This window comes from Pseudozobellia sp. WGM2 (assembly GCF_017810075.1).
Taxonomy (GTDB): domain Bacteria; phylum Bacteroidota; class Bacteroidia; order Flavobacteriales; family Flavobacteriaceae; genus JADNYK01.
This window is the reverse complement of the sequence record NZ_JADNYK010000003.1, coordinates 521,102-540,479: the sequence shown is the minus strand read 5'-3', so window position 1 is coordinate 540,479 and position 19,378 is coordinate 521,102. Positions and strand designations below refer to the sequence as shown.

The following is a 19,378-nucleotide window of genomic DNA, read 5'->3' as shown; positions in this document are numbered from 1 at the left end:
TTAAACATAAGCTTTGATTCCCAACAATCGGTCGGCTGTGACCGATTGAAGATTTTTCTCTCGCAAAAATACCAATAACCGTTCCAAAACGGCCACAGATTTTGCACTGGTATCATGCAAAAGAATAATATCACCTTTTGAAACCTTAGATGTAATTCTTTTGAGTACCATATCTTCAGTGCGCACCGTAGTATCTAAAGACCTCACATTCCAACCGATTGATTGCACTTTTAATTGGTTGACCGCTTTCTCTATGGATGGGTTGGTTACCCCAAAGGCTGGGCGATAGAGATTCATGGTCAGACCGGTGTGCTCTTTTACTGTCTTCTTAGCTTTTTCAAGTTCTGCTTTCACCTCTTCCATGCCATAAAATCCGAAAGATCGAGAATGGTTATACGTGTGGTTACCTACGGTATGCCCTTCTTCGAGTAGTCTTTTGAGAATATCAGGATGCTCCTCTATTTTATGGCCGATACAAAAAAATGTAGCCTTGGCGTTGTACTTTTTTAAGAGATCCAGAACTTGAGGTGTAAATTCGGCATTCGGGCCATCGTCAAATGTAATCGATACCCAGTTTTGTTCTATTTTCTTGTTGGAATGCCAAGATTTCATATGAAAATTCCATCCTATAAAAAAAGAACCACAAAGTGTTATGAGAAACCATGCGAGAACCACCAGCGTATAAACATACCATGGCACATCAAAAGAAAATTCGAGAATGATTAGTATGATGAGCAAGGCTACAGTGGTGGGGTAGACCACTCTGCGTGAGATGAGCTGGCCTAACATTTTTTGAGAAGCGTGAGGCTATGGTTCTCCCCTCTATACTGGTTGTAGATTAAAATAGTCTGCACGCTTTCGGCCCTTTTTTCATTCAATTGAACAGATGCAGGCACCTTGCCCTGCTTCAATATCATGTTGGCCAACCAAAAACCAAACCCAGATGCCGTATCAAACTCCCCCGACAAATGTTTAAAATAAGCTTGAGCCACATTTTTGAAAGCCCCCTTTGACAACGAATCGTAATAGCTATCAAAATCATTATCGCCATTGTTGCCCATAATAATCAAGTCAACGGACTCTTCGGTCAAACCTTGTTCCATCAAGAAATTGCTTGTTTCATCGCTTACTTGTGATTCGCTTAGTACGTTAAATGTTTTCAGCGCAACTAATTCTGAATAACAAGATGATTTCTTTTCGTTGGAAAGTACAAAAAAGTGGGCCCCCTCGGAAAAAACTGCTCCTGAAGTACCTGATTTTAAAATAGACATAGTTTCAACCGCCTCTTTCTTGATATGCCCGATGAGGCGATGGGTGCTTATGTGATGGTCTACCAATTCATCAACGCCACCCACTAAGATGGTTTTAGCTTCATTTTCTTCAATCTGCATTTTAGCATCTAATACTGCAGATTCAAATGATATGGCGGAATGCACATAGGTGAAATTATGACCTTTACACCCTATTCCCAAAGCGATTTGACCTGCAACGGTATTGTGCGACGATTGTATGAATCGGGTAGGGGTCAAGAACTGTTCGTTGTTGTCGATAATATCGCTCACAAATTTTTCGGAGTCTCCTATGCAACCCAATCCGGTGCCTACAATAATGGCATCGATTTCATCTTCTGCCACCTCGGCTTCTTGCATGGCATTTTTAGCACTTACGGTACTCATCTTAATGCCTTTTGCCATTCGGCGTGCGGCCGCTGGCGGAATGTATTCTTTGTAATTCGGTGCGATTACGTTTATTACGGTATCATTATGCAAAACAACATCGTCAAGAAAACTATTGTCAAAAGTTTTCTGGGCAGAAACAGAACCAACGCTATTGATGTAGACCGATTGTTTCATGCTTCTTTCGAGAATATAAGTGTCGAACAATTGCCCCCAAAACCGAAAGAGTTCGAAAGAACGGTACGAAGTTCTTTCTTTTTTGCTACTGTAATCGGATTCAGATCAAACTCCTTCATAGAAGTTTTAAAGTTCAGATTCGGAAAAATTAAATTGTTTTGCAGCGCCAATACTGAATAAACGGCTTCTACACCACCGGCAGCAGCTAAGGTGTGACCTGTAAATGCCTTGGTAGAACTGAACTCAGGCACTTTATTGTCGAACACCCGAATAAGAGCTCGGCCTTCGGATAGGTCGTTATTAGGGGTCGCCGTACCATGTGCATTTACATAGTCTATATCTTCAGGTTTCATACCTGCAACCTGTAGGGCTTTTTTCATGGCGAGAACTGCGCCGTCACCATTTTCGGAAGATGCCGTTTGATGAAAAGCATCATTGGCATTGCCGTAGCCTTTCACGTACCCCAATACTTTTTTATTATTTTTCTCCACCATACTATCCGATTCTAAAACCAGATACGCGGCAGCCTCACCTAAGTTAAGCCCCTTTCGATTATCGTCGAAGGGAGTGCTGTAGGTGTCGGATAGAATCATCAGTGTTTTGAAACCATTGATGGTAAACTTTGAAAGACTGTCGGTGCCCCCGACTATAACTCGGTCTAACTGGCCCGATTTAATCATTCTAGCCCCAAGCATAATGGCATTGGCAGCAGAAGAACAGGCTGTACTGATGGTGGTTACAAAGCTTTTTTCAAGACCAAGATGTTTGGCAATTTTATTGGTCGAATCGCCAGCGTGAAGGCCGGTTATATGTTGGCGAACTTCCGGTCTGTCTCCATATTCATAGAAGTATTGTTCCGACTTGTCCATGCCGCCTACAGTTGTACCTGAAATAAAGCCGGTTCTAGCTTCGTTTACATCTGATATACCTGAATTGGCCAAGGCTTCTTGAGCTGCAATGGTGCCAATCAGAACGGTACGTGACCATTCGTTTTCTTGAATACCAAGCTTTTTTTCTAAAATAGGATTGGTGTCATCGATTTCTCCGACCATGATATCATTCTTATGAATGGTGTCGATTTGAGAAATTTCTGAAATACCTATTTTATTGGTGGTAAGAGACAGGTAGTTTTCCGCAACATTGTTTCCAATGGCGGAAATGATACCCATTCCGGTTATTGCTACCCCTTTACCCATTGCTGTATTTTACTGAACTCGAAACCGTGAAAGAATACTATCGGCTTCTGTTTTCTTCGATATACTTTGCCATAGTCTGAACCGACTCGAAAATTTTTCTACCCTCTTTGGGGTCGGCAAGTTTGATGCCGTAATCTTTATCGAGCATAACGATCAGTTCTAGAGCATCGATAGAATCTAGCCCTAAACCTTCGCCAAAGAGCGGGTCATTGTCTTGAATCTCATCTACGGCAACATCTTCTAGGTTCAATTGCTCTATGATTTTCTCTTTCAACTCTTGTTTTAACTCACTCATTTGGTCAAATATAATCTGGTTATTTCTTCTTTATTGTGTTCGTAGCTGCCTTTCGAGCTTACTACATATAAAAATGCTTCGTACTTATCTTGATCAACATCGACCCACCCGCACAACACAGAATCAGCCTTGTAAGTGTTCAAAAGACTATTGCTATAGTGCCATAAATGGTCGGCATTGAATTGGTCAAAGATAAAAAAACTATTTTCAGAATGGAGTTTATGTCTAATGCTAATTTCCCCGATGCAAATATTAGGTAGCGTGTATACAAAAACGGCCGGACTGGGGTAATAATTATCTTGATCGTTTATAGATTCTTGATGTTTTCGGTCGGTGTCAAGACTAGAGGCACGGTTCGATAGTACCACGGCCATATTCTGAGACTCTTCTATTGAATGTTGTCCATTTTTTAAAAGAACATCGGCTGCGATGAATGCCATTTTACTCAGCCGATCCATCTTAAAAAATTTGGGGTAATCGGTATTAAAATGTTGATAGGCCGATTTAATGAAAGCATTGAAATCGGTAGACTCTTGGGTGAACAATTGTGTTCCGTTAAGCGAAACGGAATTGTCTTTTATATGGCAGTAGTCTTGTATGAAGTAGTCGTTTTTCAAGGGGTCATTGACTTTTTCGGCAAACCAACATGGTGTGAAATTCGCCAATGGCCAAATCTTCTTTCACGGTGAGCCCAGCTTCCGTAGCTAAATCTATAAACTCCGATGCTTTGTACATTTTACTGTTTCCGTTGGCCATAGCCGTAAAGTAAAGCGATGTCGCTTCTAGGGTAAAACGGGCATTGTCGAATTTTTGCCGATCTGTAAAGGTTTCGATAATAATCAATTCGGTAGTATCACTCATCGAATTGACACAGGTCGTTAGAATTTTTAGAATTTCCTCTTTTGAAAAGCAATCTAAAAATTGGCTCATCCAAATAGTGTCGGCACCTTCTGTAATCTCAGGTTTTTGAGATAGCCAATCGATTTCCTGCCCCTTGATACGGTTTTCTAGTCCGTTTTTCTTTGCGTTTTCAAGTGCTTTTGCCAATTGCCCTGGTAAATCGAAAATTTTGATATCTACTTCAGGGTTATATTTGGCGCAGAGAATGGCAAACTTGCCCGTATTACCACCAATATCATATAGCGTTTTAGGCTGGTGACGGAACACTATGGGTAAGGCTTCTTCAAAAATTTCATCAGAATAAAAGTGATCAAAGGAGAACCATGAATTCTGTACTTTGCTAGGTAATTGTGAAAGCCCTTCATATACCGTGGGCCAAGGGCCAAGTTCTTTCAAGCCTGCCGGTTTACCCGTTTCTATCGCTTCGTTCAAGTGATAGAGGCCTTGATAGCAGACATCTTGAGTAAAGTTGAGGTTGGCTTCGGTCATTTTATTGTAATTCAAGAAGTATCCGATTTTTGTCAACTCATAGTTGCCTTCTTCATCTTGACTAACGATATCGGAACTTTCAGCTATTTCCAAAAGAACACTAAGCCCGTATTCGGTAATGTTAAGAGCCTCGGAAAGTTGTTTCTGAGAAGTAACGCCATCTCGGCTATTTTCAAAAATATAGTCCAAAATACCGAGCTTCCGTAGAGAGATCGTTGTTTGAAACACAAATGGGGCGAAAGCAATCTTCTGGGCTTCTTCTAGCGCCTCGATAGCCTTAATCGGTTTTTTGGCCATTATTTTAGTCTGTAAATATGTTGGTAGTCAAATTTAGGTATATGATCTTAATTAGAAAACTCTTGTTAAATTATTAGTTCTAAGTCTCTATTTATATATCTTTCTGAAAATTGCCGCGGTGTTCGAACCCCCAAAACCAGAAGCAGTTTTTAAAAAAATATTACTGTTTTTTGGGGTGGTTTTACGGATGATATTTAATGGATGGGAAACTCCAAGTTCTTGAAACCCTAACGATGCAAATAGTTGGTTTCGATGCAGAGAATGCATTCCTATTATGGTTTCTAAAAGTCCAGAAGCCCCAAGCGTATGGCCGAAATAACCTTTAAGACTATTTAGGGGAGTTTCTGCCAAGCCTGCTCTACTGAAGGCAATTGATTCCATTTCATCATTATATGGAGTAGCTGTGCCATGTGCGGAAATATAATCAATATCAGTAGCTTCAATATTTGCCTCTTTCATTGCGGACATTACACTTCGGTAGAGTCCTTCACCCGTTCTTGAAGGTCCAGAAATGTGGTTGGCATCATTGCAAGAAGCATCGCCTAAAATTTCAACGGATTCATCTACCAACAGATTAGTATTTTTTGTGACCAAAACACTTGCGGCCACTTCGCCGATATTAATACCGGTTCTCGTCTTGCAATAGGGGCGACAGCGTTCATCGCTTAAGGCCTGAAACGCATTAAAGCCAGAAATTATAAATTTGGTGACCATATCTCCTGCAACTATAAAAACATGGTCATACTTTTTTTCATTGATCAATCGTTTGGCAATAGAAACGGCCATTACGCCCGAAACACAGGCGTTAGATAAAACGATAGGGTCATCTTTAAAATTAAAAAACTCTTTGATTTCTTGAGCTAGGGCTCCTAAATAGGCCCGTTCTTTGGTGAACATCTCTTGACTTTCCAATATATCAATGTTGCCTTTTGTAGTGGAGATAATAAGGCCAACTCTTTCGGTCAATTCAAGTTTTGAATCCTTAATGATTTGATGTAGCGATAACAACATCATTTTCTCTAGCCGGGTATATTTTTTTTTCGGAATCAGTTTTTCGAATGCTTTCTCTAAAACCATAGGATCAAGCATTGAAGTATAAAAAGGTCTTGGTAGAATATCTTTATCGTCTACCGAATTGAGCCCTGATACTTCGGCAGAAACTTTCTCAACAACAGTTTTGCTGTCAAAACCTAGTGAAGAAATAATATTATTGTATGACAAAAACGGATTATTCATCTAACAGGCCTGTTTTTAGTTTCCATTTCTTGAAAAACTCTGGCAATGTAAGCGATAGACCACCGCCCAACTCTACAAAAACTTGAACAGTCTCACCGATACAAACGATTTTACCTTCTGGGTTCAAAATTTCATATTTGAAAATCATTTTTGCCGCCGCTGAATCAATGTAGGTGGTTCTTACGGTTGCGATATCCCCATAGGCCAAGGGCAGCTTGTGCTCACATTTTGAAGATACGATGGGGCTTGAAAAATTATTGGCTTTCTGGTCAAGATACGAGATGCCATGATGTCGGCCGAAGGCTTCTCGGGCATCTTCAAAATACTGGATATAATTACCATGCCAGACAATACCCAAGGGGTCACATTCAGAAAATCTGACCCTTATCTCACTTGTAAAACTTAGCTCTTTTAAATTTTTAGACGGCATTTTTTCGCTCGTTATAAATGATGGAAATTGCAGTGGTTACCAAAAAGAACAAAAATAACAAAGCTATCTCGGGCAGTAAGTTGACGAGGCCAACATTTCTTAAAAACACATCGTAAAATGCATTCAAACCCCAATTCATGGGTGATATGCTTGAGAGTGCCTGCATAAATTTTGGCATGGCAAAAACGGGCACCCAAACGCCACCAAGAGCAGCTAGAATGACCACGAAGGTTGCACCGAAAGGCGCAGATTGTTCTTGAGATTTGGCAATGGTTCCCAGTAATAACCCAAGGCCCACAGCAGCAAGACCGGCGAAAAATGCGACTACCAGAAGCATAAGTAATTTACCGTTGACGTCTAGCTGTGGTAACCCTATTACGGGAAACAGGAAGACGCCTACTGCTAACATCAATGCAAATTGAATTAGCGCAACACTAAGAAATACAATGGTTTTGCCTCCAAGCACGGTTGCATATGATACTGGATTGGTTCGCAGTCGCACGAAAGTACCCAGATTTTTCTCTTTTACCATATTTATTGACAACGGTAATATGATAAAGAAAATGGCAAAAAGTGTCCATGCCGGTATGTTATGCTGGGTTGAATTCGGAATAGTAATTTTTTCAGTGGGGTCGCCCGGAGAAATTTCGGTAAATTGAATGAATGATTCGGTGTCGAATATTTGTTCGGTATTGTCATCGGTCAATTCTTCTTGAAAAGCTTTATAAATAGAAGCCGTCTCAATCATCGAAACCATTTGGTTGATACCGCTTTTAATCGAGTTTCTATAAGAAAACTGGGTGGCCGGATCAAAATAGAGTTTGACCTCTTTAGGCTCGAATTTTGATTTCACTATGGGGATACTTTCTTCCTCCATACCAAATTTTTCCAAGATTCCTTCCACATTTTCACTGACCTTGATGTCTAGGTCGCGAGAAAGATTTTCAGGTATAACAATGGCCAATTGGTACTCACCATTCTGAACCAATTTTTGAGCCAATGTTTCTTCAGGTTGATGTACTAACTCGAATTGTTTGGAAGCGGTAAGATTTTCTTTGATCCGTTCAGATACACTGCCTTGATCATTATCTACTAATAGAATCGGTATTTTCGACTCTTTCAAAGTTTTAAAGGTGCCGTCTTGAATTACCGTAATAGTAATTACAAGCAATAAAGGCATTATAAAGAGAATAGCCAGACCCCCAAAATCTCTAACGAGCAGTAAATATTCTTTATATGCAGAGGCCCAAAGTTTATGCATAATCGCGAAGGGCTTTGCCAGTAGTAGTCAAAAACACCTCTTCTAAATTTTTGGCACTACCGTGTTCATTAATTAACTCAGAGGGTTCGCCTTTGCAGATGATATTGCCTAAGTCAATGATCGCAATTCGCGTACAGAAGAACTCAGCTTCGTTTAGATGGTGTGAGGTGTAAAGAATGGTTGTACCCTCGGCATTCAATTTTTTCAGATAATCTATTATAGCGTTTTTTGATTGCACATCGACACCCACCGTTGGCTCATCAAGAAATAATACCTTCGGATTGTGCAGTATGCCTGCAATTAGATTAATTCGTCTCTTCATGCCTCCTGAAAAGGTCTTGATTTTTTTGTCGGCGAATTGTCTTAGACCTAATATTTCAAGATGCTCGTTTATTTTGTTTTTTAAATTAGAACCTTTTAACCCATACATGCAGCCGAAATACCTCAGGTTTTCAAAGGCTGTTAAAGAGGGGTAGAGTGCATATTCTTGGGGAACGATACCAATAATTTGCTTGAGTTCGGTGGTGTTGTTCTGATAGTTCAGACCATCGATGGTAAAAGAGCCTGATGTCGGTTTTAGTAAAGAACTGAGCATAGAAATGAGGGTGGTCTTTCCGGCACCGTTAGGGCCTAGAATCCCAAAAATCTCTTTGTCTTGAATCGTTAGGTTCAAGTTGTTTACAGAGAAGGTGTCCGCACCTTTATATTTCTTTGAAAGTTCGTTTATTTCAATCATACCGCCTTTCGTAGTGCTTTGAAAAAAGCTTCCTCACGTTTAGCAATATTAAACAATTGGTCAGAAATTGAATCATAACCTTCGGTTTGTCCGCTTCGTTTCTTGTAAATTCTAGAGGCCTCAAGGGCAAAATCCCTCCAAGCATCACCGATTTGGGTCATTTCTTTTGAAAACTCTTCAAGCTTGCTGTTGTTCAGAACCTGGCTTGCTTCCTGAAGAAATGCCGCGTAGATGTAACGAAAACCACCTCCGCCGGTACCGATTTCCTCTTGCATTCTCACAATTTGACCTAAATAATGGTTGGCTTTCTTGGCTCCATATTTAACAGGCCACTTTTTAATGTTCTTGGCTACCCAGCGCATGGCTCTAACACCAACAATAGGTGCGGGGGCAAGCATATCTCTACAAGTATGTTTGATGCCCTTGATTATGGCCGCTTTAAGCTCTAATTTTTCAGGGAATGAAATTGGGTAGTACATATGGCCCTTCGGTGCAAATGCTCCTTTGGCAAAACGTACTTTTTCAAGTTGTTTGGTAGTGAGGGAGGTAACACCTTCCATAACAGGGTCACTAATAAGATAGTCATCGTCTTTTTTGCCATAGACGACCATATTGTGGGCGTTGAAATGAAAACGGTATTCATCGGGAAAATAAATAAGGTTGTAAACACCTACTTGCAGCCCCACAGGATTGTTATTGGCTAAATTTTCATCTAATCTTGCCTTCGCTTTTTCCGGATTACTAAATTTTTCCCGCTTCACTTTTATGCCGACCCTCTTGGCAAATCGATTGAAAATCAATCCGGGCATGGCCCTATAAGTGAATACTGGCGCATAGTTTACTTTGATGAACGGTAGATAGCTGAACAAAAGCCCAGAACCTATGCCGAAAACCATGGGTTCGCTTACCTCAAAACCATTATGTCGCATGAGGTTGGACACCACCCCGTTTTCACAGTGAGCGGATTGTTTATGGGTAAAATCAATTTGCATTATTGGTTCTTTATCTGCTTTAGTTCTTCGATGCTGATCTCGAAGATGTCAGCGTATTTTTGTAAAGTTTTTAGGGAAAGTTTTTCAAAGACCGAAGGTTTAAAATGTCTCTTTACGCGCCATTGCCACATACCTGCATAACTTGCTAGAATCGGTAAATCCATTTTGTGCAACTCCATATAATATTCAATGGGGCTGGTCTTATGCTCGAGTACGCGCTTTTTAGCGTCTTCTACACGTTCTTCAATCTCCTTTATGGCGTTGTCGAGGGCTATAGTTTTGGGTTCCCAACCGGTACTTAACTCGGTCACATACTCCCCGTTTTCATCGACCGCATAGACCATGTCTTTAATATTGGCCTTTTCTAATTGGCTCTCGTCTTGTGGTACCTCTTTCTTTTTCATGATGAATGTGATTCTGATACAGTCTCTACGGGGGTGATATAGCTTTAGGGGTAACAGCTAACTGTCGTTTTAGGCTATACTTCGTGTATTAAAAAATTAAAGGTACAATCTACGATTAAATCGTCATTTCTAAAAGTGGAAGAAGTAATGGTGCAAACACTCATCGTACCGGTATCATATCTTGAAATAAGCTTCGCTTTGGTGACCAAAAGTTCACTGACCTCTGGCAAGGTTTTAATTTCTAATTTTTTAATGGCGCTAATGTAACCTACCAATTTGTTGCCAGAACCTTCAAGGTCTTCGTCGTCAAAATAGCTTTGCCCTACTATAGCGGTGCTGGCTTGTGCGGCATTCTCGATTAGGCCCGCTTCCGCCAGGCGCCCGTTTGAATCTAAAAAAATACAATCTTCGGTAATTTCAAAATGGGTAACTACAGAGTCTTCATCTAAGTATGGCGTAACCGTAGCCATTAACATGGGTGCACGGTGCGGCAGAAAATTCTTGATATTGATATCGTAACGTGCCTTTTTCATGTGCTATTGGGCCAATGCGGTTTTCATTTCACTTGAAGCGATTAAAACACCTTCAGACGTTACTTCGGCCCGAACAAGGGTTACTCCCATAATATCATGTAGAATATGTACGGTAGTAGTCAGTTTTTGAGAAACCTTTGGAAGCTCGAAAACTTCGGCCTTTTTTATGGCGCCTATATAACCGGTAGGGGCAGGTCGGTCAAGTAAATAATATTTGTATCCCGTATGTAAAGCAACGGTCTGGGCCATATTCTCTATTAAGCCTGAAGCCGAGAATCGGTTCTTCGACACGAGAACGTTATCCCTTTTCACAGTGTACGCCGAGACTATATGTTTCTCAGAATACTCGGCCAAACTATCGACCATAACGAAAGGTGTTTTCTGGGGAATTAAGGATAGGAGGAAATCTCCTTCTGCGATATAATTTCCCGATTCGGTCATTAGCAGACGGTCAAATAAGCATACATGTAAGAGAATCTTGCGCTTTCCGGAACATGAAACAATATTCGGTCTCCTTTTTTAAGTTGACCGGAAGCTACTAACTCTTCAAGCATCACATAGATTGAAGCCGCCCCAATGTTTCCTACATTCTCAAGATTTAAGAACCATTTGTCCCATGGCATTTCTACTCCTTGTTCCTTCATCTCATCGTATAGTCCCTGCTTGAAGTAATAGGAAGAAATGTGAGGTAGGTAGTAATCGATGTCGTCTGGGCCTATGTTGTGTTTCTTATAGGTCATCTTAAGACTATCGACACCCTTTTTGAGAATATTATCGCCCAGTAATTTGGTGTCTTGTTTCATAGCGAACAAGGATCGCTTGCCCCATTCTTCGGCAGGAAATTCACTCCACGGGGTTAGGTATCCGTTTTCTTCTTTGTCGGCACCGGCATACATGCAGGTTTCCATTTCGTGGGCGTACGAATACCCGTCGATCCATTCAATTTTTAGAGGGACTTCGCCCTTGGGTTCGCTTTCCAATAAGACTGCTCCCGACCCATCGGACAACATCCACCTTAGAAATTCTTTGTTAAAGGCAAGAATCGGGCTTTCTTCCAATTCTTTCAGATGTTCAACCTCATTTTGAAAAACCCGGTCTTTCATCCAGGCCGAAGTACGTTCAGAACCTGCGCAGGCAGCATTTTTTGTCTGGCCTGCCTTTACAGAAAGATAGCCGTATTTTAATGCGTTCATACCCGAGCAGCAAGCACCCGAGGCTGAGTTGATTTCCATATTCCGGTTTTTTAAAAAACCGTGTACCATACTGGTATGAGAAGGTAAAATCTGATCTGGACTGGAAGTGCCACAAGACAAAAGTTCGATGTCTTTAGTGGTGAAATTATCATCACACAATGCCTCTACGGCAGCAGCCGCAAGTTCGGCATTATTATGAGTGGTTTGGCCATTTTCATCAATGGCATAATATCTAGTCTTGATTTTATTGTTGCGTAAAACGATGCGACGCGCCTTTGAAGTTTTACCGTTGATTACGCCCAATTTTTCTTCCATTTGGTCATTGTCGACAGGGCTATTCGGTAAGTATTTAGATATTCGAGTGATGTAAACGTCCTTCATTAACTTTCATTTAATGCAACAGAGGAATAGTAATTTCTTTCTTTCTTCCTCTTTCGGGTCATAGGCAAATAAGTGAGCAAAAATACGACAAAAACTATAGGTGCTATTACCCAGATAGCAAATAACAAATAATATTTGAACAAACCAATCCATTTTAATCGTTTGGGTTCTCCCGGTTTTCCTTTTTTAATAATGAGGTTGGCCCATTTTGAAAAGAGTACGTTTCCACGTTCATCGGTGCGAACCAAATATGGGTTCACCAGTACGGCATCAAGTTTCAATAAATTTTCTTGGAGCTCGGTGAAGTCATTGGCTATCAAAGCTTCTCTTATCGGTGTGCCAAATTTAGAAGAACCGGTGATCTCTTCTTCCGATACCCCAGGTTTAGGAAAAATGCCCAAGAAACGGTCTTTTTTGCCCTTGAGCATCCAATGTTGAATGGTGATTACGCTAATGTGATTGATATTGCGGTCGACCAAAGCTATATGCCCGACCAAATTGGCGTTGAGTGAGGCTAAATGTTTTTTCATTTTTTCTTGGGCCTGAATCCACATATTGCGACAGGCTACCAGGGTTACGACCGGGGTGTTGCCCAAAAGTTGCTGGGCCACCTGAGATTTTAAAAAGGAGATGATAGGCCTCGAGGGGGTCAAATACCAAACTTGATACCCCAAGATAACCAGGTCGTATTTTTTGTTCAATATTTCCGGTGACGGAGGGTGGAAATCATGAGGTATCTCTAGAAAAGATTCTGGGAAAATATCATAGAACTTCTGTGCATCCCACGGAAAAACATATTCCGGTTCTGCCACAATTTTATAATAGGTAATGTTTACTTCCTCGCTCTTTAAAGTAGATTCGATATTGCTTAGAATATCAAAAATTTGCCCTGTTTGAGAATAATAGACTATAAGTACTTCTTTCATTATTTCTTCAGGTCTTTCCAAAAATCAAAATAATTGAACCATTGCAGTGGATATTTTCTAATAATCCACTCCATGCTTTGGGTATATTCATTGAGCAAGCCTTGAGCATCACGAGCTTTAAACTCTGCCTGTCGGGCATAGAGACTGTAATGCTTTTTGGTTTCTTTCATTACGTAAACGAAAAGAACCGGCATATTCAATCGTGAAGCCAGTTGGTAGGGTCCCATTGGAAAATGGGCCTCTTTGTCCAAAAGTTCACCTTTAAGCGTTTTTGTGCCGGGCAGGTAGCGGTCACCTGTGAAGACCACTAAACCACCTCGGTCTAGCGCATTATGAATCTCGAAAATATGGGACATGTCATCTTTCACTAAAATGAATTCAAGTTGTGATTTGATCACAATACTGTCCATATAATCAAGTATGCTCTGTTGCTCGTCTCGTGTGGTGACCATACTTATCTTGTTAATGCTATACCTGTTCTCTAAAAAGTAATGTGCAATTTCAAAATTACCCACATGCCCGCTGATAAGTATGCCTCCCTGGTTTTTCTTCAACAAGTTGTCAATATGCTCGATACCGTCATGGGTATAAGTAAATTTATTGCGTAGCCCGGTAGATATTGCAACACGGTCGATAAGTATTCTGCCTAAGGTAAAATAACTTTTATAGATGCTGAGTGTGCTTTTCAGCCTTGAATAGCCCAACCTCTTTCTAAAATACTGGTAAATACATTTTGAACTTTTGGTGGAAAAGAGAAAATAATAAAAGGAAACAAAGCGCAGCACGAAATAGGCTACACCGATGCCGAGATTCTTTAATAAAAAGATGAAAATCTTATATCCGAGCAGGTTGCCTTTCGATTGTCCTTCCCATTCTGCCATTTAACGGATATCTTTAAATTGGTTTTGGCTTGTTCGTTTGTAGGCCGACAGTCTTGATACGTTGAAAATTAGTATAATTTAAAATTTAGACTATCGAAGGTCGCCTGAATGGAATCTATAAATTTTGTAGATAGGATTATGCTAATTTACTTTCGATTAAGTCGTAAAAGTTCTGTAAGGTGTGAACATTTACAAAGTCTTCACCTACTAATTTCACTCCAAAATTACTTTCAACTGCGACCACTAGGTCTACGAAGTCTAGACTATCTAAATCCAAAGCTTCTTTTAAATTAGCCTCGGGCTTTATCTCATCCTCGTCTACTTCAAATTCATCAATGAGAAAGATGTCTATTTTCTCAACAATTTCTTCTTTGGTCAATGTCATTTATTACTGGCTTTTTTAAGAATCAGTGCGGAATTTGTTCCACCAAATCCGAATGAATTGGACAAAAATACATCAATTTTTTTGTTTAAGGTTTTCTTAACAATATTTAATTTCCCAGAATCTTCATCCGTATTTTCAAGATTGATATTTGGCGCAATGAACGAATTTTCCATCATAATTAGCGAATATACAAGTTCGCTTGCCCCAGCCATCCAGCATTCATGGCCCGTCATCGATTTTGTAGAACTAACATATGGGTTGGTTTCCCCGAACACCTCGAAAATAGCTTTGGCCTCATTGGCGTCACCTACAGGGGTTGAGGTAGCATGTGCATTCACATAGTCGACCTCTGCCGGATTCATCTTTGCGTCATCAAGGGCTCTTTGCATGGCCTTTGAAGGTCCATCAACATTTGGGGTAGAGATATGGTCGCCATTCGAAGAAAAGCCGTAACCCACTAATTCAGCAAGTATAGGTGCTCCTCGCTTTATGGCCGAATCGTAACTTTCAACAATAAGAGTAGCGCCTCCTCCACTAGGTACTAGTCCGTTACGGTCTTTGTCGAAGGGTTTCGAAGCCTTTTCAGGATTGTCGGTATTGGTAGCGAAAACGCCCAAACCATCAAAACTGCCCATTGCCTCGGGATTTATTTCTTGTGCCCCCCCGGCGATAATACATTCTTGAAGTCCACTTTTTATGAGGTGATAGGCCAAACCGACCGAGTGTGAGCCACTAGCGCAGGCTGCACTAATGGTCAGGTTTATACCTTTCAATTTAAATATGGTTGAAAGGTTCATCGTAACGGTAGAGTTCATGGCCTTGAATATGGCTCCGGAACCTACCAACGTGGTGTCTCCTTTTTCCCTCATAATATCTACCGAATCTACGGTAGACTTGGCCGTACTGTCATTACCGTATAGAATGCCGATTTCATTGATTTCCATAAAATTCTCGTCAATCTGGGCATTTTTTAGGGCTTCGATGGTTGCCATGTATGCAAATTGAGCCTCTTGGCCCATGCTGATACGTTGTCTTCTAGAGAGTAGGGATTTTAAATCGGGTTCGTCAACATGGCCGGTAATAGGGGAGCGATAGCCGAATGATTCTCGTTTCGAGTCGTAGATAATACCCGATTTGCCCTCATATAGCGATTGTTTTACTTCTTCTAGGTTTTTGCCTATGCATGAATATATGCCCATGCCCGTAATAACTACTCTCCTCATTCTGTCACTGTAGATGTTTGGTACGCTTACCTAATATAATAAAGTTCTTGATCCTAACGGATTTTTAGAATAAAAATTGCTGTTTTCAGCTATGATAAAATAATGCCAATAGGGTTGCCGATATTCATCAGGGGTATTAAATATTAATGTTAAGAATAAATGCCGCCGTTGATATTCAATACCTCACCAGTTATATAGCTTGATTTATTGGAAGCCAAAAAGGATACTGCATGTGCCACTTCTTCTGCCGTGCCAAATCTATTGGCAGGTATCATTTTTTTCAACTCTTGTTCGTTCAGTTCTTCGGTCATATCCGTTTTTATAAAGCCAGGTGCCACAGCATTCACGGTAACTTTTCTTTTGGCTACTTCTTGAGCCAGGGCTTTAGTGGCGCCGATTACCGCACCTTTAGCGGCAGAGTAGTTCGTCTGGCCCGGTGTACCCTTTTGACCTGAAACCGAGACCATGTTAATGATTCGGCCGTATTTGTTGACCAAAAGGTTTTGAATTAAGGCATTGGTAACATTATAGAACCCATTGAGACTGGTATCGACCACGGAAGACCAATCTTCCTTTGACATCCACATGAATAAACCGTCTTTGGTAATTCCGGCATTGTTCACCAATACTTCAATAACCGCATTTTTGTTTTTCTCATGCCAAGTTTCGATTTTCGATTTTACTTGCTCGCCATCAATTACATTAAACTGGATAAGCTCACCATTGCCACCGGCTTCAATTACCATTGCAAGGGTTTCCTCAGCGGCTTTTGAATTACTGTTGTAGTTGATGAGTATGTCATAGTCCAAGTCTTTGGCCAATTGTACGCAAATGGCTCGACCGATACCACGAGAACCCCCGGTTACGAGTGCATATTTTTTCTTTTCCTCTTTCATTCACTAAGTTTCTGTTTCCTCTTCCGTTGTGTAGGTAATTCTATTTTATAGAGGCAAAGGGCTCAACATTTTGAAACCATTTATCTGCGAGCAGTTTTCCATCTCTATCTAAAAAGCCCCATCCTTTCTTGGTTTTTACACGTGCTAGACCATTGATAAATCCTTTGGAATCATTACCCGCTAAAAAAGCCAAGCCAGCGGTGATGTCATATTCCAACGGAATGACAACTTTTCCACTTGAGTCAATAAATCCCCATTGCTTTTGCTTTACAGGGGCAAGACCATTTTCGGCAAAAACTTCGGCATCACGGTACTCCGCAGGTATGACCATTTCACCTTTTTTATTGATATAACCCCAGTTTTTATTTTCAGCAACGGGTGCCAAACCGTTTGCAAAACCACGGGCCTTATCAAATTTTGGTTCGATAACCCATTCGCCCTTACTGTTAACAAAACCTACTTTTTTATCCTTTCTGGCGTAGGTTAGTCCTGAGTCACCATAAAAGCCCCAAACTTTATCAGCGCCGGCCACCGGGTTGAACGTTCCATTGTGAACGATGCCATAGACTCCGCCTTTTTTAGCTTCGACACCATAAGCAGTAAATTCATTGCCGATTTCTTCATACTCAACGGGGATAACAACCTTGCCTTTAGTATCTATCATACCCCATTTTTCACCCTTGCTAACTTTGGCATGACCGTTTCTGAACTTTTTAATAGCGTCATAGGTAGGTTCAAGAACCAATTTTCCACTGGTGCCCAAAAGTCCGATTTTATCCGCTTCACGAAATAAAGATACTCCATCTTCAAAATCATAGTACTTCTCGGCAGATGGTACCTGTAAAGGTTTACCTGAGGTATCAATATATTTCCAGCTGTCGTTTTCCAATACCAAAGCGTAACCAGATTCGAAGTATTTTACTTTGTCGTATTGCGGTTCGATCACCCATTTGCCCGACGGATCGATGTAACCCCACAACTTATCTTTTTCGGCTGCTGCCAAACCGTTTGAAAAGGTTTTGGCATTTTTGAATTTTGGTTCAATGACATATTTGCCCGATTTATCAATGTAACCGAACATACCATCTTCTCTAACAAGAGATAGTTCTTGAGCATAAAGGGCCACAGTGTTGATGGCCAATACTAAAACTAAAAAGGCTTTTATTTTCATGGCGATAAAATTTAAATTACTACTTGTTTCTTCTTAAAACGTCTGAAATAGAATTGAAAAAACCAATAACATTATTCGCTGAATGCCCTGTTTGGCCCCCTTTTCTATTTGTTCTTATGATTAGTGATGAAATCTTTCACTTGGTTAACATACGGATACATAATTGTATCTTCTTTGAACGGGGGTACTATTTTTCTAACGGCATCGTACATCTTTTTGGTCTTGGTCGATACCTTATCCTTTGCGTCAAGATATTCAATGGCCTGTACGACAGTAATCATTTCTATGGCGATAACTTCAAAAGCATTTTCGATTACTTTTTTCGTAATCAAGGCGGCATTGGTGCCCATACTCACAATATCTTGATTGTCGTTATTATTAGGTATACTATGCACGTACATAGGGTTCGAAAGCATTTGATTTTCAGCGGTAGTCGATGTTGCCGTAAATTGAACACCTTGCATTCCGAAATTGAGCCCTAGAGTGCCTAAATTAACAAATGGAGGTAGAACATCGTTCAGCTTAGAGTTCATCAGATAGTTCAATTGGCGTTCTGCCAACATGCTCATTTTGGTGACCACTATTTTGAGCTTGTCCATTTCCAAAGAGACGTAATCGCCATGAAAGTTACCACCATGATACACATTCTTTCTAGCAACATCGACTATAGGGTTGTCATTGGCCGAATTGACCTCTTCGATTAAAATACGTTCAACGTTGTTCAAGGTATCTAGCACCGGCCCTAAAATTTGGGGAACACAACGAATAGAATAATACTCTTGTACCTTTTCTTCAAAGACCGATACATCACCATTCGTATCGGTATACAAATGATGTTCTCGCTTTCGGGTCAGCGTACTGTCTTTTAAATGACTACGCATCGACCTTGCGATTTCGCGTTGGCCTTTATGCATTTTGGTGAAGTTCAATTCTTCTGACAAATGGTCGTCATAGGCCTGCATGATTTCGTTAATGGCCGAAGAACAAGCGATCATCCATTCTAACAACCGTCTTGTATAGATGGTATTTACTACACCGATACCGGTCATTACAGAGGTGCCGTTGATGAGGCCTAAACCTTCACGAAGTTCTACTTTGATGGGTTTGACCCCTTCTTGTTCAAAAACCTCTGCGGTAGGCCTTCTTTCGCCTTTGTAAAATACCTCGCCTTCGCCGATGAGTACGAGGGCCAAGTGTGCCAACTGTACTAAGTCGCCGCTGGCCCCGACCCCACCATGCTCATATATCAACGGAGTGATATTTTTATTTATTAGAGATGTCATGGTTTCTATAACCGAAACATGTACTCCTGAGTTTCCTAAACTAAGGGTGTTCAATCGGGCCAACATAGCCGCTCGAACATGTTTTTCAGGTATGGGATTGCCCGTTCCAGAGGCATGGCTACGAATAAGATTGTATTGCAACTGTAAAGTCTCCGAATCTTTGATTTTATACTGTGCCATTGGGCCAAACCCCGTATTTACACCATAAATCACCTTATTTTTCGAGAACTCTTTTAAGAAATCATGGCTGTCTTGTGCCGTTTTAATCACCTCTTGGTCAACCGAAAGAGATTCATTATCGAAAATAACACTGTAGAACTCTTCAATTCCTAACTTTCCTTTTATTTCTGGCATTTTTCGGTTGGTCTTCGCTTAATTTTTCAGTTATTAGGGAGGGCTAAAATAACCAATTCAAAA

22 protein-coding genes are annotated in these 19,378 nt (G+C 40.7%); all 22 read right to left on the bottom strand.

The features are described 5' to 3' along the window. Entirely contained in the window at positions 1–789 is a 789-nt protein-coding gene (locus IV512_RS09200) for a polysaccharide deacetylase family protein (protein ID WP_209402625.1), read from the bottom strand. Beyond that, the gene (locus IV512_RS09195) at positions 783–1,853 is read right to left on the bottom strand and encodes a beta-ketoacyl synthase N-terminal-like domain-containing protein (protein WP_209402623.1); all 1,071 of its coding nucleotides are present in this window, start codon (positions 1,851–1,853) and stop codon (positions 783–785) included. Before IV512_RS09195 ends, IV512_RS09200 begins: the two co-directional genes overlap by 7 nt. Further along, positions 1,850–3,049, bottom strand: coding sequence for a beta-ketoacyl synthase (locus tag IV512_RS09190; protein WP_209402621.1), 1,200 nt, complete (start codon positions 3,047–3,049; stop codon positions 1,850–1,852). Before IV512_RS09190 ends, IV512_RS09195 begins: the two co-directional genes overlap by 4 nt. A gap of 37 nt (positions 3,050–3,086) precedes the next feature. After that, the gene (locus IV512_RS09185; protein ID WP_100870651.1) at positions 3,087–3,344 is read right to left on the bottom strand and encodes a phosphopantetheine-binding protein; all 258 of its coding nucleotides are present in this window, start codon (positions 3,342–3,344) and stop codon (positions 3,087–3,089) included. Then, positions 3,341–3,961 (bottom strand): 3-oxoacyl-ACP synthase, encoded by a 621-nt coding sequence (locus IV512_RS09180; RefSeq protein ID WP_209402619.1) that lies wholly within the window; start codon positions 3,959–3,961, stop codon positions 3,341–3,343. Before IV512_RS09180 ends, IV512_RS09185 begins: the two co-directional genes overlap by 4 nt. 4 nt (positions 3,962–3,965) lie before the next feature. Then, positions 3,966–5,030 carry a methyltransferase gene (locus IV512_RS09175; RefSeq protein WP_209402617.1) on the bottom strand — a complete coding sequence of 355 codons (1,065 nt, stop codon included), beginning with the start codon at positions 5,028–5,030 and terminating at the stop codon, positions 3,966–3,968. An 87-nt stretch (positions 5,031–5,117) separates the two neighbouring features. Beyond that, positions 5,118–6,266 (bottom strand): beta-ketoacyl synthase, encoded by a 1,149-nt coding sequence (locus IV512_RS09170; RefSeq protein ID WP_209402615.1) that lies wholly within the window; start codon positions 6,264–6,266, stop codon positions 5,118–5,120. Beyond that, positions 6,259–6,696: a thioesterase family protein gene (locus IV512_RS09165; protein WP_209402613.1), complete on the bottom strand. Its 438-nt coding sequence runs from the start codon at positions 6,694–6,696 to the stop codon at positions 6,259–6,261. Before IV512_RS09165 ends, IV512_RS09170 begins: the two co-directional genes overlap by 8 nt. Beyond that, complete coding sequence (locus tag IV512_RS09160) at positions 6,686–7,957, bottom strand: ABC transporter permease (protein WP_209402611.1); 1,272 nt, start codon at positions 7,955–7,957, stop codon at positions 6,686–6,688. Before IV512_RS09160 ends, IV512_RS09165 begins: the two co-directional genes overlap by 11 nt. After that, positions 7,950–8,693, bottom strand: a complete 744-nt coding sequence (locus IV512_RS09155; RefSeq protein ID WP_209402609.1) for an ABC transporter ATP-binding protein — start codon at positions 8,691–8,693, stop codon at positions 7,950–7,952. The genes IV512_RS09160 and IV512_RS09155 overlap by 8 nt, the downstream gene beginning before the upstream one ends. After that, the gene (locus IV512_RS09150) at positions 8,690–9,685 is read right to left on the bottom strand and encodes a BtrH N-terminal domain-containing protein (protein WP_209402607.1); all 996 of its coding nucleotides are present in this window, start codon (positions 9,683–9,685) and stop codon (positions 8,690–8,692) included. The genes IV512_RS09155 and IV512_RS09150 overlap by 4 nt, the downstream gene beginning before the upstream one ends. Then, entirely contained in the window at positions 9,685–10,089 is a 405-nt protein-coding gene (locus IV512_RS09145; protein WP_209402605.1) for a hypothetical protein, read from the bottom strand. Before IV512_RS09145 ends, IV512_RS09150 begins: the two co-directional genes overlap by 1 nt. A 74-nt stretch (positions 10,090–10,163) precedes the next feature. Beyond that, entirely contained in the window at positions 10,164–10,622 is a 459-nt protein-coding gene (locus tag IV512_RS09140; RefSeq protein WP_209402603.1) for an ABC transporter permease, read from the bottom strand. A 3-nt stretch (positions 10,623–10,625) separates the two neighbouring features. Beyond that, positions 10,626–11,063 carry a hypothetical protein gene (locus IV512_RS09135; protein ID WP_209402601.1) on the bottom strand — a complete coding sequence of 146 codons (438 nt, stop codon included), beginning with the start codon at positions 11,061–11,063 and terminating at the stop codon, positions 10,626–10,628. After that, positions 11,063–12,196, bottom strand: coding sequence for a beta-ketoacyl-ACP synthase III (locus tag IV512_RS09130; protein ID WP_209402599.1), 1,134 nt, complete (start codon positions 12,194–12,196; stop codon positions 11,063–11,065). Before IV512_RS09130 ends, IV512_RS09135 begins: the two co-directional genes overlap by 1 nt. Beyond that, positions 12,196–13,122 carry a dialkylrecorsinol condensing enzyme DarA gene (locus IV512_RS09125; RefSeq protein ID WP_209402597.1) on the bottom strand — a complete coding sequence of 309 codons (927 nt, stop codon included), beginning with the start codon at positions 13,120–13,122 and terminating at the stop codon, positions 12,196–12,198. The genes IV512_RS09130 and IV512_RS09125 overlap by 1 nt, the downstream gene beginning before the upstream one ends. Further along, a complete protein-coding gene (locus IV512_RS09120) occupies positions 13,122–14,003 on the bottom strand; it encodes a lipid A biosynthesis acyltransferase (protein ID WP_209402595.1) in 882 nt (293 codons plus the stop codon). The genes IV512_RS09125 and IV512_RS09120 overlap by 1 nt, the downstream gene beginning before the upstream one ends. 136 nt (positions 14,004–14,139) lie before the next feature. Next, a complete protein-coding gene (locus IV512_RS09115; protein WP_100872310.1) occupies positions 14,140–14,382 on the bottom strand; it encodes an acyl carrier protein in 243 nt (80 codons plus the stop codon). A gap of 2 nt (positions 14,383–14,384) precedes the next feature. Next, complete coding sequence (locus tag IV512_RS09110) at positions 14,385–15,611, bottom strand: beta-ketoacyl synthase (protein WP_209402592.1); 1,227 nt, start codon at positions 15,609–15,611, stop codon at positions 14,385–14,387. A gap of 149 nt (positions 15,612–15,760) precedes the next feature. Next, positions 15,761–16,507, bottom strand: coding sequence for a 3-oxoacyl-ACP reductase FabG (fabG, locus tag IV512_RS09105; RefSeq protein WP_209402590.1), 747 nt, complete (start codon positions 16,505–16,507; stop codon positions 15,761–15,763). A 40-nt stretch (positions 16,508–16,547) separates the two neighbouring features. Next, positions 16,548–17,678 carry a WG repeat-containing protein gene (locus IV512_RS09100; protein ID WP_209402588.1) on the bottom strand — a complete coding sequence of 377 codons (1,131 nt, stop codon included), beginning with the start codon at positions 17,676–17,678 and terminating at the stop codon, positions 16,548–16,550. A gap of 104 nt (positions 17,679–17,782) precedes the next feature. Beyond that, complete coding sequence (gene hutH / locus IV512_RS09095) at positions 17,783–19,315, bottom strand: histidine ammonia-lyase (RefSeq protein WP_209402586.1); 1,533 nt, start codon at positions 19,313–19,315, stop codon at positions 17,783–17,785. Positions 19,316–19,378: the final 63 nt, after the last annotated feature.

Bases quoted from the DNA above. Each gene is read 5' to 3' on its own strand.
- IV512_RS09200 (WP_209402625.1), bottom strand. From the start codon at position 789: ATGTTAGGCCAGCTCATCTCACGCAGAGTGGTCTACCCCACCACTGTA.
- IV512_RS09195 (WP_209402623.1), bottom strand. From the start codon at position 1,853: ATGAAACAATCGGTCTACATCAATAGCGTTGGTTCTGTTTCTGCCCAG.
- IV512_RS09190 (WP_209402621.1), bottom strand. From the start codon at position 3,049: ATGGGTAAAGGGGTAGCAATAACCGGAATGGGTATCATTTCCGCCATT.
- IV512_RS09185 (WP_100870651.1), bottom strand. From the start codon at position 3,344: ATGAGTGAGTTAAAACAAGAGTTGAAAGAGAAAATCATAGAGCAATTG.
- IV512_RS09175 (WP_209402617.1), bottom strand. From the start codon at position 5,030: ATGGCCAAAAAACCGATTAAGGCTATCGAGGCGCTAGAAGAAGCCCAG.
- IV512_RS09170 (WP_209402615.1), bottom strand. From the start codon at position 6,266: ATGAATAATCCGTTTTTGTCATACAATAATATTATTTCTTCACTAGGT.
- IV512_RS09165 (WP_209402613.1), bottom strand. From the start codon at position 6,696: ATGCCGTCTAAAAATTTAAAAGAGCTAAGTTTTACAAGTGAGATAAGG.
- IV512_RS09160 (WP_209402611.1), bottom strand. From the start codon at position 7,957: ATGCATAAACTTTGGGCCTCTGCATATAAAGAATATTTACTGCTCGTT.
- IV512_RS09155 (WP_209402609.1), bottom strand. From the start codon at position 8,693: ATGATTGAAATAAACGAACTTTCAAAGAAATATAAAGGTGCGGACACC.
- IV512_RS09150 (WP_209402607.1), bottom strand. From the start codon at position 9,685: ATGCAAATTGATTTTACCCATAAACAATCCGCTCACTGTGAAAACGGG.
- IV512_RS09145 (WP_209402605.1), bottom strand. From the start codon at position 10,089: ATGAAAAAGAAAGAGGTACCACAAGACGAGAGCCAATTAGAAAAGGCC.
- IV512_RS09140 (WP_209402603.1), bottom strand. From the start codon at position 10,622: ATGAAAAAGGCACGTTACGATATCAATATCAAGAATTTTCTGCCGCAC.
- IV512_RS09135 (WP_209402601.1), bottom strand. From the start codon at position 11,063: ATGACCGAATCGGGAAATTATATCGCAGAAGGAGATTTCCTCCTATCC.
- IV512_RS09130 (WP_209402599.1), bottom strand. From the start codon at position 12,196: ATGAAGGACGTTTACATCACTCGAATATCTAAATACTTACCGAATAGC.
- IV512_RS09125 (WP_209402597.1), bottom strand. From the start codon at position 13,122: ATGAAAGAAGTACTTATAGTCTATTATTCTCAAACAGGGCAAATTTTT.
- IV512_RS09120 (WP_209402595.1), bottom strand. From the start codon at position 14,003: ATGGCAGAATGGGAAGGACAATCGAAAGGCAACCTGCTCGGATATAAG.
- IV512_RS09110 (WP_209402592.1), bottom strand. From the start codon at position 15,611: ATGAGGAGAGTAGTTATTACGGGCATGGGCATATATTCATGCATAGGC.
- fabG (WP_209402590.1), bottom strand. From the start codon at position 16,507: ATGAAAGAGGAAAAGAAAAAATATGCACTCGTAACCGGGGGTTCTCGT.
- IV512_RS09100 (WP_209402588.1), bottom strand. From the start codon at position 17,678: ATGAAAATAAAAGCCTTTTTAGTTTTAGTATTGGCCATCAACACTGTG.
- hutH (WP_209402586.1), bottom strand. From the start codon at position 19,315: ATGCCAGAAATAAAAGGAAAGTTAGGAATTGAAGAGTTCTACAGTGTT.